The organism is Streptomyces telluris (assembly GCF_024519335.1).
Lineage (GTDB): Bacteria > Actinomycetota > Actinomycetes > Streptomycetales > Streptomycetaceae > Streptomyces > Streptomyces telluris.
The window spans coordinates 1-12,314 of sequence record NZ_JANIID010000013.1; the positions used below are offsets into that span (position 1 = coordinate 1).

General features: G+C 72.7%; 10 protein-coding genes. 1 reads left to right on the forward strand and 9 read right to left on the reverse strand.

Features of this window, described 5'->3' with window-relative positions:
* Positions 1-93: 93 nt before the first annotated feature.
* Positions 94-1,218, forward strand: a complete 1,125-nt coding sequence (locus tag NQU55_RS15850) for a lytic polysaccharide monooxygenase (protein ID WP_168094424.1) — start codon at positions 94-96, stop codon at positions 1,216-1,218.
* Between the two features lie 8 nt (positions 1,219-1,226).
* Here the strand turns inward: NQU55_RS15850 and NQU55_RS15855 are convergent, their stop codons facing one another.
* From NQU55_RS15855 to NQU55_RS15895, 9 genes are all read right to left on the reverse strand, one after another.
* The gene (locus NQU55_RS15855) at positions 1,227-1,808 is read right to left on the reverse strand and encodes a universal stress protein (protein ID WP_168094423.1); all 582 of its coding nucleotides are present in this window, start codon (positions 1,806-1,808) and stop codon (positions 1,227-1,229) included.
* Between the two features lie 235 nt (positions 1,809-2,043).
* Positions 2,044-3,057 (reverse strand): SDR family NAD(P)-dependent oxidoreductase, encoded by a 1,014-nt coding sequence (locus NQU55_RS15860; RefSeq protein ID WP_168094422.1) that lies wholly within the window; start codon positions 3,055-3,057, stop codon positions 2,044-2,046.
* Complete coding sequence (locus NQU55_RS15865) at positions 3,054-4,250, reverse strand: UDP-N-acetylglucosamine--N-acetylmuramyl-(pentapeptide) pyrophosphoryl-undecaprenol N-acetylglucosamine transferase (RefSeq protein ID WP_168094421.1); 1,197 nt, start codon at positions 4,248-4,250, stop codon at positions 3,054-3,056. Before NQU55_RS15865 ends, NQU55_RS15860 begins: the two co-directional genes overlap by 4 nt.
* A 93-nt stretch (positions 4,251-4,343) precedes the next feature.
* On the reverse strand, positions 4,344-4,889 hold the full coding sequence (locus tag NQU55_RS15870; RefSeq protein ID WP_168094420.1) for a GNAT family N-acetyltransferase: 546 nt from the start codon (positions 4,887-4,889) through the stop codon (positions 4,344-4,346).
* A 60-nt stretch (positions 4,890-4,949) separates the two neighbouring features.
* Positions 4,950-6,032: a polyprenyl synthetase family protein gene (locus tag NQU55_RS15875; protein ID WP_168094419.1), complete on the reverse strand. Its 1,083-nt coding sequence runs from the start codon at positions 6,030-6,032 to the stop codon at positions 4,950-4,952.
* A 20-nt stretch (positions 6,033-6,052) separates the two neighbouring features.
* Positions 6,053-7,102, reverse strand: a complete 1,050-nt coding sequence (locus NQU55_RS15880) for an aldo/keto reductase (RefSeq protein ID WP_308402241.1) — start codon at positions 7,100-7,102, stop codon at positions 6,053-6,055.
* A complete protein-coding gene (locus NQU55_RS15885) occupies positions 7,099-8,628 on the reverse strand; it encodes a sugar porter family MFS transporter (RefSeq protein WP_168094417.1) in 1,530 nt (509 codons plus the stop codon). The genes NQU55_RS15880 and NQU55_RS15885 overlap by 4 nt, the downstream gene beginning before the upstream one ends.
* Positions 8,629-8,834: 206 nt before the next feature.
* Positions 8,835-9,455: a hypothetical protein gene (locus tag NQU55_RS15890; RefSeq protein ID WP_206329677.1), complete on the reverse strand. Its 621-nt coding sequence runs from the start codon at positions 9,453-9,455 to the stop codon at positions 8,835-8,837.
* 370 nt (positions 9,456-9,825) lie between these two features.
* The gene (locus NQU55_RS15895; protein WP_256790755.1) at positions 9,826-12,192 is read right to left on the reverse strand and encodes a collagenase; all 2,367 of its coding nucleotides are present in this window, start codon (positions 12,190-12,192) and stop codon (positions 9,826-9,828) included.
* Between the last annotated feature and the right edge of the window lie 122 nt (positions 12,193-12,314).

Sequence of the window (12,314 nt, forward strand, 5' to 3'; positions counted from 1 at the left end):
TCACACATCCCCCCACACCGCCCCGCACGTCCGGCACCCCCCACCTCACGGCCGGCGTGCGGGGCCACCCCCCTCACCCACAAGGAGACCCTCATGCGCACGCGTCACAAGGCCGTACGGATGACCCTGCTCGGCGCCGCCCCTCTCGCGCTCACCGCGCTGACCGCCGTACCGGCCCAGGCGCACGGCTCCATGACGGACCCGGTCAGCCGGGTGTCCGCCTGTTTCGCGGAGGGGCCGGAGCATCCGCGCTCGGCCGCCTGCAAGGCGATGGTCGCGGCGGGCGGCACCCAGCCCCTCTACGACTGGAACGAGGTCAACATCGGCGACGCCGCCGGGCGCCACCGCCAGATCATCCCGGACGGCAAGCTGTGCAGCGCGGGCCGCGCCAAGTACAAGGGGCTGGACCTGCCGCGCGCCGACTGGCCCGGCTCGAAGCTGGCCCCGGGCAAGCACACCTTCCGCTACCGGGCGACCGCACCGCACCGCGGCACGTTCGAGCTGTACCTCACGAAGGACGGCTACGACCCGAAGAAGCCGCTGAAGTGGTCCGACCTGGAGGCCAAGCCGTTCGCCAAGGTCACCAACCCCACGCTGAAGAACGGGAGCTACGTCTTCGACGGCACCGTCCCGAAGCGGTCCGGCCGCCACCTCGTGTACAGCGTCTGGCAGCGCTCCGACAGCCCCGAGGCCTTCTACACCTGCTCGGACGTGGACTTCGGCGGGAAGGGGAACGGGAAGGTCGCGACGGCGGCGCAGGCCGCGGACGAGGCCGCAGCCCCGGCCGCGTCCGCTCCCAGCGAGCGGCAGATAGCCGAGGAGGCCGGGAAGTCGACCGTCGACCACGGCGGGCACGGCGGTGACGGCCCCGGCGACGGCGGTCCGGGCGCGGGAGGCCACGGCGCGGGAGGCCACGACGAGAACGGGCATGGCGAGAACGGGCACGCGGAGAAGGGCCACGCTGAGAAGGGCCACGGCGAGAACGGCCGGGCGGCCGGTTCCGGAGAGGTCGGCGCCGGCGACGTCGGTGCCGGGAACGCGCCCGGGTCCTCGGTGAAGACGGCCAACGCCCCGGCTGCCCAGGGCGGGCGCCTCGCCGAGACCGGTGGCGACGACAGCACGGCCATGCTGGCCATCGGGGGCGCCGGTGTCCTGGCGGTCGGTTCCGCCACCCTGTTCCTGGCCATGCGGCGCCGCTCCGCCCGCAACCACGCCTGAGGTCCGGGTCAGCTGTCGCGCTCGGGGCCGGTCGGCCGGTTCCAGGTGTCCGTCGGGCCGACCGGCACCACCACAGGAGGGTGCCTCCGGGGCGGCCGCGCCGCCCCGCGGGCGTCCTTCACGTCCGCCTCGTCGGGGTGGACGACCAGGACGGGGCCGCGGGCGTGCCGGAGGCAGTGGCGGCTGACCGAGCCGTGGAGGAACCGGTGCCACAGCCCGTGACTGCCGGCGCCCAGCACCAGCATGTCCGTGTCGTGCCGGGCGCTGGCCACCAGGGCCGGTCCCGGCTCCGCGCGGACGATCCGCGGGGCCACCCGCAGGCGGAACGGTGCGGCGCCGAGCGCCCTCTCGCACGTCTTCGTCAGGGCCCGGCGGGCCTGGGCCTCCCAGTACGCGCGGACGTCGGCCGGTGCGGGCTGCAGGGCGTCCGCCGCCTCTCCGCCCGGCGGCGACCAGGCCAGCACGGGACACAGCGCCGCGCCGTGGCGGGCCGCCTCCTGCGCGCCCTGCCTGAGCGCGGCGACGCTCCCTGCCGAACCGTCCACGCCTACGACGACGCGCTCCACCGTCCGCTCCACCGTGCGAGCCATACCGTCCGCCTCCCTCGGGATTCGTCTGTGCGCTGTACGGCAACGTGATCCACGCTACGAAGCGCCCACCGGATACGTATCGGCCTAATGGCTGGCAAATCGGTCGATACCCCCTCCGTCTGGAGGGGGCGCGAGGCCCGCCATCACCGTCAACTCGTCACGGATGGTGGCAGGCCCGTCACCAGTCAGGGCTGATCAGTCTTGACCGGCCCTGACTGGTCCTGATCAACCCTGGTCAGACCTGATAGCGGTCCGGGGCGAAGAGGTGCAGGTTGTCCCGGACCCAGTCCGAGGTGCGGGCCAGGCCCTCCTCCAGCCCCACCCGGGGCTGCCACCCGGCCCACTCCCGGGCCCGGCTGTTGTCCGACAGCAGCCGCTCGACCTCGCTGCCGGCGGGCCGCAGCCGCGACGGGTCCACCACGATCTTCGCGTCCCGGCCGGAGGCCCGCACCAGCGACTCGGCGAGGTCGCCGATGGAGATCTCCCGCCCGGTGCCGAGGTTGACCGCGTGCCCCACGGCCCGGTCGCAGTCGGCGAGCGCCAAGAACCCCTCGGCGGTGTCGGTGACGTAGGTGAAGTCGCGCGTCGGCGACGTGGACCCCAGCCGGATCTCCTCGGCCCCCGAGTGCAGCTGCGCGAGGATCGTGGGGATCACCGCCCGCGCCGACTGGCGCGGGCCGTAGGTGTTGAAGGGCCGCACGACCGTCACCGGCAGCTCGAAGGAGTGCGCGTAGGACAGGGCCAGCATGTCCGCGCCGATCTTCGAGGCGGAGTACGGCGACTGCGGCTGCAGCGGGTGCTCCTCGCTGATCGGCGCGGTCAGGGCCGTGCCGTAGACCTCGCTGGTCGAGGTGTGCACCATGCGGCGCACGCCGTGGCGGCGGCAGGCCGCGGCCACGTTCTCCGTACCGGCCACGTTGGTCTGCACGTACGCCTCCGGCGACGCGTAGCTGTACGGAATGCCGATGAGCGCCGCAAGGTGGAAGACGGTGTCGCATCCTGCCACCGCGTCCATCACGCGCCCGGCGTCGCGGACGTCACCGGCGAGCGTCTCGACCGGCGAACCGGGCCCGAGATAGCGGGCGAGGTGGCCGCGCTCGGCGTACGGCTTGTAGTGCACGAGCACCCGCACGTGCGCCCCGCGCTCGACGAGCAGGTCGACGAGCGTCGACCCGATGAAGCCCTCGGCTCCGGTGACCAGCACGCTGCGGCCGGCCCAGTCGATGTGCTGCTTCAGTTCGGTGGTCATGCGTGGTTCCTCTCAACAGCCTGGAACGAAAAGGGATTCGCGGGGGCGCGGCCCGCCAGGCGAAGCGCCCACGCCGCCATGAGGTCGGCCGCAAGGGCGTGGGTGCCCGGTGCCGCGGCGGTGCTCATCGCGGCGAGCCGGGCCGGGTCGGCGAACAGCGGCTCGATCAGGCCGGCGAGACGGTCGCCCGTGGCCTCGCCGTCGGGGAGCAGGAGCCCCGCGCCGGCGTCCGAGAGGACGCGGGCGTTGTGCGTCTGGTGGTCGTGCGGCGCGTGCGGGTACGGGACCAGCACCGCGGGCACGCCCACGCTCGACAGCTCCGCCACCGTCGCCGATCCCGCCCGGCACACCATCACGTCGGCGGCCGCGTAGGCGAGGTCCATCCGGTCGAGGTAGCCCACCGCGGTGGCCACCCGGTCGCCGCCCTCGGTGGCGAGGCGGGCCCGTACCTGCTCCAGCGCGCCCGGCCCGGTCTTGATCACCAGCTGGACGTCCGGCCGCCCGCGCCACCGCGAGGCCAGCTGGAGCGCCGCCTCCGTCAGCCGCGCCGCGCCCAGGCTCCCGCCGTTGAACAGCACCAGCCGCGTGCTCTCCGGCACGCCGAACCAGCGCCGGGCCTCCCCGCGCAGAGCCGCCCGCCCGCCCCGGTCGAGCCCGGCGACATCGCTGACCAGCGGCATGCCGACCGTCTCCGCACGCAGGGCCGTACGCGCCGGCAAGTGCTCACGGGTGCGGTCGAAGGCGAGCGCGAGGTGCGGGGTGAGAGTCGCGGCGAACCGGTTCGCCCTGCCCGGCACCGCATTCGACTCGTGCACCAGCACCGGCCGGCGCGCCATCCGCGCCCCCAGCACCGCGGGCGCGCTCGGATACCCGCCCATGCCCACGACGACGTGCGCACCCTGCTCCTCGATCACGCGCTGCGCCTGTCTCCCCGAGCGCAACAGATCGGCGGGGAGCAGATACCGGCGGGCCCCGAGCGAGGAATCGAAGGGGATCATGTCCACGGTGTGGAGCCGGTATCCCGCGTCCGGTATCAGACGGGTCTCCAGACCCCGTTCCGTACCGATGAAACTGATGACGGCGTGCGGCACTGCTCTGCGGAGCGCGTCGGCGACGGCCAGCCCGGGGTAGATATGACCGCCGGTCCCGCCTGCGCCGATGACCACCGAAAGGTTGTCGTCTGCTGTAGCCATGACCGCAGCTTGACGAAACGCTTTAAGAAGCCACTAAGAAAAAACCTCGCCGCAGACCGCGCGGGTCTGCCGGCCGGGCTCCGTCCTTCGCACTCAGGACCGGGCCGACCACTCCTCCCGGGTCAGTGCGTATTCGACGTCCCCGTGTTCGTCGCCCTCGACCGGGTAGGGCCAGTCCTCGACGTAAGTGCGGGTGTGCGTGAGCCCGCACTTTTCCATGACGTGGCGCGAGCCCGCGTTCACGTGCATCGTGTTCGCGGTGATCCTGTCGTAGCCCAGCTCGGTGAAGCCCTTTTCGATGAGGGCGAGGGCGCCTTCCGTCGCGTAGCCGTGGCCCCAGGCGGGTTTCCGGAGGCGGTAGCCGAGGTCGGCCGAGCCTGCGGGGGTGTCCTTGAGGGGGCGGAGGCAGTGCCAGCCGATGAACTCGCCCGTGTTCCGCAGGTGCGTGGCCCAGAAGCCGCCGCGCAGCATCCGCTCGAAGGACTCGGCGCGGATCTCGGCCCGGGTCATGGGGCGGCCGCCCGTGATGTACCGCATGACCTCGGGGTCGCCGTCGAGTTCGACGACGAGGTCCAGGTCGGCCTCGGTGTCGGCGAAGGGGCGCAGGGCCAGGCGGGCGGTGGTGAGGAAAGGGGTCATGCGGCGATCCTGGTCAGGACGTGCCGCGGCCGCCAGCCGATTTCGCGAGCGGCCGCCCCGTCAGTGGGCGCGCCGGACGTTCCACAGCGGCAGCCCCTCGAAGAAGGCCACCGCCTCCTCGCGCCAGTGCGCACGCCAGCCGGACGCTTCCCCGGCGGCCTCCTCGGCGTGGCGGAGCATGGCGGCCCGGAGTGCGTCGTCCACGCCGTGCTCCCGGGCGATCCGGCGGATGCGGTCGATCGTTCCGGCCGTGCAGCCGGGGTCGCCGAGCGCGGACTCCAGCAGGCCGCGTTCCGCGGGCGTGGCGGCGGCCAGGACGGCGCGGACGGCGTAGCTGCGGCGGCCGGAGCGGATGTCGGAGCCCGGCGACTTCCCGATGACGTCCTCGTCGCCGAAGAGGTCGAGGTAGTCGTCGCGCATCTGTCCGCTGATGCCGGCCGGGGTCGCGTAGCGGCGCAGCCGCTCGTCGTGCCCGGCCAGGTCCTCGCCGGCGGCCAGCAGGCCCAGCCGCAGCGGGGCGAGGATCGAGTACCGGGTGGTCTTGTACTCGCAGACGGTGTGCAGCAGGTCCTCGGACGGCAGGGGCCGGAAGTCCCGTTCCAGGTCGGCGATCTGCCCGGCGACGGTCTCCGCGCCCGCCCGCAACTGCACCTCCAGCATGGCCTGCTTGCGCTCCGCGGGGGCGTCCGCCCCCAGCAGGACGTGCATGGACAGGAAGGACGCGAGGTCTCCCGCGAGCACGGCGAGCCCCAGCGCGGTGCTGTCGTCCCCGGGGAACTCCCGGCGGTAGGCGTAGTACGTGGACGGGCCGCCGCGGCGCACGGGCGAGTCGTCGATGATGTCGTCGTGGACCAGGCCGTGCGTCTGGAGCAGTTCGATGCTCAGCGCGGCCTCCTCCAGGCCGGGCACCTGCTCGTCGGTGACCAGCCGGGCCGCTTCGTACAGCAGGGCGACCCGGAGGCGCTTGCCGCCGCGCAGGGAGAGGTCCCGCAGCAGTTCAAGACAGCGGGGCGTGAAGCGGCTGAGCGGCGGGGTGTCGAGGCTCTCCGCGAGGGAGTCGAAGTACGCCGCGAAGCGGCTGTCGAACCGGCGCCGGTAGCCGGCGACCCGCTGCTGGGCGGCGGCCGCGGTCGAGTTATCCATGGGACCACCATTTCAGCAGGTCAGGCGCTCGGGGATGCGCCTCCATCATCGCATCGGCCCGGCAGCAGCCCGGCCGCGGCCAGGTCCCGCCACAACTGCTCCGGAACCCCCGTGCCGGCCAGGCGGACGTCGGCCGTGACCTCCTCCGCGCTGCGCATGCCGACGAGCACGGAGGCCACCGCGGGGTGCCGGGCCGGCCAGGCCAGTGCCGCTGCGGGCAGCGGTACGCCGTGGGCCTCGCATACGGCGGCGATGCGCTGCGCCCGGGCCACCGAGCGTTCCGGCGCCCGCTGGTAGTCGTAATAGGCGCCCGGGCGCGGGTCGGCGAGGAGGCCGCTGTTGAACACCCCGGCCGCGACGACGGCCACCCCGCGCCGCTCGCACAACGGGAACAGCTCGCGCTGCGCGCCGCCGTCGAGCAGGCTGCAGCGCCCCGCGCACAGCACCACGTCCGGATCGGTCTCCGCGACGAACCGGGTGAGCATCTCGGCGTCGTTCATGGCGATCCCGATCGCCCGCACCACGCCCTCGTCGCGCAGCCGGGCCAGGGCCGGGAACGCCTCGCCGGCCGCCTGCTCCCAGTGGTTGTCGGGATCGTGGACGTACAGCACGTCGACCCGGTCGAGACGCAGGCGGTGCAGACTGCCCTCCAGGCTGCGCAGCACTCCGTCCCGGCTGTAGTCGCGCACCCGCGCCCGGTCCCGGCCGGCGGCGAACTCGCTGCCGTCCCCGCCCCGCGGCACCCCGGCGCCGGGACCGGCATCGGCGAGGACGCGCCCGACCTTGGTGGAGATGGTGAACGCGGCGCGGGGCTGTCCGGCCAGAGCCGCTCCGAGACGCTCCTCGGACAGGCCCGCGCCGTAGTGCGGAGCGGTGTCGAAGTAGCGGATGCCGGCTTCCCAGGCCGCGCGGACGGCCCCTTCCGCCGCGGCCGCACCGACCGGGCGGAACAGCCCGCCGAGCGCCGCGCCGCCGAACCCCATCCGGGTGACCGGCAGACCGGACCGGCCGAGGACGGCGTACCCGGCCGGGCCGCCGGGCAGGGCGAGGGGCACCGCGGAGGCGGTCACCGGGCACCCGCCCGGCCCTCGCACCCCTTGCACTCTCCACAGCCGCTGCATTCCCCGCACTCCCCACCGCCTCCGCAATCCCCGTCCGCCCTGATGCCCCCGTCCCCGCCCCCGTCCTCGCCCGCCGCCCCGCGGTGCCGCCAGTACCGTTCGATCTCCTCCAGCGACCGCCCCGCCGTCTCCGGAACCCACCGGGCGACGTACCACGCGGCCACCACGGACAGGGCAGCGAAGACCGCGAACACCGAGCTGCCGACCGCCTCCAGCACATCCGGGAAGACCAGGGAGAAGACGAAGTTGAGCAGGTACTGCGCGAAGGTCACCACGCCCATGCCCACCGCCCGGGCCCGCAGTGGCAGCACCTCGGGGCAGTACAGCCAGAACACGGGGCCGAGACCGAACCCGAAGGCCAGCGTGTAGGCGAACACGCACGCCACGGCGAGCGGTCCGACGTCCGGGAAGGCGGCCAGCACCACCATCGGCGGCGCCTGCGCGGCCAGCGAGACCGTCAGCATCCGCACCCTCCCCAGCCGCTCGACGAACGGCAGGGAGACGGCCGTGGACAGGACGAGCGCCGTGCCGACGCAGTAGTTCGCCACGGTGCCGGCGCCGGCGCTCCCGCCTCCGGCGACGTGGGAGAAGATGACCGGCGCGTAGTACACCACCGCGTTGATCCCGGTGAAGACCTGAAAGAACGTCAGTACGAGGGTGATGCCCAGCGCCGGACGGTACCCGCCGCTCAGCAGTTCGCGCAGGCCCGCGTGCCGGCCGGCCAGGCCCGCGCGGATCTCGGCCACCTCCTCGTCCGCGCTGCGGGCGTCGGCGCGCAGGCGGCGCAGCACCCGGCGGGCCTCGGCCTCCCGGCCGCGCAGCATCAGCCAGCGGGGTCCCGGCGGGCTGACGAGCATCCCGGCCAGGAAGACGACGGCCGGGAGCGCCCCCAGCCCCAGCATCCACTCCCACGCGCCGGCCGCCGACAGCGCGTCGCCCACCGCGTAGGCGAGCAGGATGCCGACGTTGACGGAGAGCTGGTACAAGGCCGTGATCCGGCCCCGCAGCCGTCCGGGCGCGAGCTCGCTCAGGTAGATCAGGCCGAACATGTTGGCCAGGCCCACGGCGAAGCCGAGCACGAACCGGGAGACCATCAGCACCACGACGTCCTGGGCGACGCCGCACCCCACCGAACCGGCCACGAAGACCCCACCGGCCAGGATCAGCAGGTGCCGCCGGTCCCAGCGCCGCGCCGCCAGCGCGCCGCCGACGATCGCCGGCAGCGCGCCGAGCAGCATCAGGCCGGTCACGAGGCCCTGTTCGGTGGAGTCCAGGCCGAAGCGTGTAGTGAGCGGCTTCAGCGCGCCGGAGATCGCCCCGGCGTCGTAGCCGTACAGGATCCCGGAGAGCCCGCCGAGCACGGCCACGAAGTGCACCAGCCGCGGCGTCTTCTCGCCTGCCCGGCCGCCTGCCCGGCCATCGCCCCGGTCGTCGGCGTGGTCGCCTGTACGGGACGCCGGATGCGCCTCGGTCACGGCCCCTCCCAGGATCGGTGAACCGGGGTGGCGCGGCGCCGGCTTCTTGGGGGACCGCCCGTGATGACGGAGCCGCCTGGTGAGCGTGAGCGTGAAGGTGAGCAGCAGCCAGCATGACGACCGCGCCGTACGGCCGCAAGACCGGTCCCTGCGGCACCGTCTGCCGCGTGCGGGGGCAGGCGGTGCCGCCGGAACCGGCCGGTGCGCTAGCCCTGGCTGTTCAGGAAGCCGATGACGACGGCCCCCCACCAGCAGATCTGCGAGACGAGGGCGGTGGCGCCGCCCCAGGCCAGGAGCCGCGGTGCGGGCGACGAGGAGGTCTGCTCGGCCATGCGCTTGTTGAGGAGGCCCGCCTGCAGGCCGTTGAGGCTGAGGAGGAGCACCAGCACCAGCTTGACGGCGGTGAGCGTGGAGGAGGGGCTGGGGTGGAGCAGCATGCCGCTGAGGACGAGTCCCACGAGACCGGCCCAGATGGGCAGGTGCAGCCGGCCCGCGCTGCCGAGGGCCTCCTGGAGGCTGCAGCGGCCCGTGATCCACAGCAGGCCGTAGTAGTCGGCGACCAGCACGGCGCCGAAGCCGAGGACGAGGCTCGCGAGGTGGACGAAGAGCGCGGTGGTGTGGAGCGTCGCGTCGGCCGTCAGGTGGAAGGAGATCCACACGCAGGCCGCCCAGGCCGCGCACAGCATGAGCGCGGCGCCGGCCACCGTCCACCAGGAGTCGTACAGGCTCAGCGGCCGTGCGTGGCGGGCGCCGGAGGTGAGGGGGGTGCGGGTCGGTTCAGGCGGGCGGACGACGGACAGGGGCGTCTCGGACGGAAGAGCGGACACGCGGAATTCTCCCAACACAGGCCCTGCGGCGAGCAGCGCAGGACCTTACAGCGGAAAGGCTTGTCGATGACCGGCCGTCGTTATCGGCTTGTTGCCGGAATGAGACTTTCTCGGGGAAGGGGCCGGGCTCGGTGCCCGATAAACCTGAGCACTGTCGGCAGGAAATCGCAAGCTTCGCAGGTCAAGAAGGGAATGGCGGCTATTGATCCGTATGCATTCCGGGGGCGTGCGGCGAATTTACGACCGCGGAATGGTGATCGCTCTTCTTGAGAATGTGTGACGCGGCACATTCCTTGAGCGGGTGCGTGAGCGCGCATGAGCAGGGGGTTTCGGGCCCGCCCTTCCCGGGCGGCCCGAAACCCCCGTGGAATCAGCCCCTCAGCGGCCCTTCACAGGTGAAGTCCGCCGTTCCCGCGGGGCGGTCCGACCAGAGGTCGACCTTGCCGAAGGAGCAGTTCATGTCGGCGAAGTTGTTGGTGCCCTTCTTCGTGCGGTCGAGGATGAAGTAGTCGACCGTGGAGGACATGTCCTTGAAGACCAGGTCGGGGCTGCCCGGGCTGCTCAGGTTGGCGGTGATGCGGCCGGTGCAGGTGAAGCGGGGGCGCTCCGGGGCCTCGTTGGTGCGGCATTCGGGCGTGATGCCGGTGGTGGCCTTGAAGGAGGCGCGGACCGTGGCGGGGTGGCCGGCGTCGAGCCCTCCGACGGGGGTGAACGAGGTGTCCGGCACGTACAGGTCCTTGACCTTGGCGATCTGCTGGTCGAGGAAGGTGTCGTACGCGCGCTGCAGGCCCGCGTCCCGGCCGAGCCGGTCGCGCCAGGCGTCGAAGCCCGCGACGTCGTTCGCGCGGAGCCGGTCGTACATCTCCTTCAGCAGCGAGGGGCGCTCCGTCCACAGGAACTCGAAGAACGTGCCCGCGTAGGAGTAGAAGCGGAAGCCGTCCCGGTCGTACTCCGCGTGCAGCAGTTCGTAGACGCTCATGCGCGGCTTGGTGCCGCCCGCCGTGTCGTTGATGATGCTCTGGACCAGGGACTTGCGGACCTTGATGCCCTCGCCGCGGGTGGCGCCGTCGAAGAACTCGGCCGTGCCCTCGTCCATGGCGGTGGTGCGGTCGCCCTGGTACCACGGGCCCTCGCCGAAGGAGCCGGGGACGGCCCAGCGGCCGTTGAGGTAGTGCGTGTACTCGTGCCGGAAGAGCTCCTCCAGCGTGAGAGTGGAGTCCTGGGGGACGCGCCGCTCGTACGTGTAGAAGGTGGCGCCCTTCTCGATGTAGACGCCGCCGTTGCTGGTGCCCATGCCGGTCAGCAGCGGGTGGTAGACCTCGTAGTCGGCGCGGGAGGCGTACAGCACGATGTTGAGCGTGGTGTTGGTGTCGCCGGCCAGCGGCTGCTCGGTGCCCAGGACCCGGTGGAACTGTGCCTTGACCTGCTTGCTCGCGTAGTAGAGGCGGTCGACGGTGGCGCGGGGCAGGGCCGTGCGGACCTTGATGGCGCCGTTGTCGTACGTGTACGTGGACGGGAAGACGCGGCGCTCGATGTCGGGCTTGCACACCCCGTACTGCTTGCAGGCGTCGAACTCGATCAGCCAGGTGACGACCTTGGCCCAGGGCTCGCTGCCCTCGCCGAAGTTGCCGGTGGTGGTGGCCAGCAGCCCGCCGAGGTCGGCGGTGATCTGCCCCTTGAGCGCGTCGATCTGGCCCATGCGCCCGTACTCCCCGACGCCGTCGCGCACCACCCAGGCGTTGGACGTGCCCTTGAGGTGGGTGTAGCCGGCGAAGGCCTTGAAGGCCGCGCGGTAGGAGGCGTCGGCCGTGACGGCGGCGTGGAAGGCGGTGTCGTGGTTGCCCGGGTAGACGCCCAGGTAGTTGAGGGAGAGCGCGGCGAGCGCGGCGCCCGCCCAGGAGGTGTCCTTGGCGGTGTCGGGGTGCGCGGCGTCCATGGTGGCCAGGACGCGCTTGATGAGCGGCAGCTGGTGCTGGCGCAGCCCCGGGGCGCCGGCCGCGTACAGGGCCTCGCGCAGGGTCTCGGCGTTGGTGCGGGTGACGTCGAAGGTGCGCGAGGCGGTGCCGAAGGCGGACACCGCGCGGCGCATCGCCTCGACGGTCGGCGCGTCGGTGAGGTCGATCTCGCTGCGGGAGAAGTCGTGGTACGCGACGGCGTGGAGGTAGGTGAACATCTCCAGCAGATGGCTGCCGTTCTTGCCGTCGTGCGCCGCGGCCAGGCTCTCGATCCGGCGGGAGACGGCCTGGACGTGCGGCCTCGACATGACCGGGACCAGCCGCTGGTCCCAGGTCCAGATGAGCGTGCGCAGGCAGCCGTCGGCGGTGACGGCCCGGTCGGCGAGGAAGTCGGCGAACTGCTCGGGGGAGAGGCGCGTGATGCCGTCGAGCGTGCACGGCACGGCGGTGCCGCCGAGGGTGGCGCGGGGCGGTACGGCCGTGGGCTTCGGCTTGGCGGTGAGAGCGCCGGGGACGCGGCCGTGCGTGAGGCCGCCGGGGGCGGTGGGGGAGGCGGTGGCCGGCTTGGGCGCATTGGCCAGCCGGGTGACCTCGTCGAAGGGGTTGGGCGTGGGGGTGTCCTGCCGCACGCCCGCCGCCGGCGCCGAGGCTGAGGACCGGGGTGCGGGGGAGGGTGAGTCGGCGTGGACGGGCTGGACGGCGGTGGCGCAGAGCGCCGTGGCTATGGCGGTGGTGAGCAGCGATGCGTGCAGGGATCTGCGCAGCGATCTGGAGTGGGTCACCGATGACTCCTGTGTGGGAGGTGTGGGTTGCCGTGCGCACGCGAAGTGAGGGTGTGCGCACGGCAACAGCGGAGGAAGTGGCACAGGGAAGTTGTTCAACTGCCGTTCAGCAGAAGAGACGT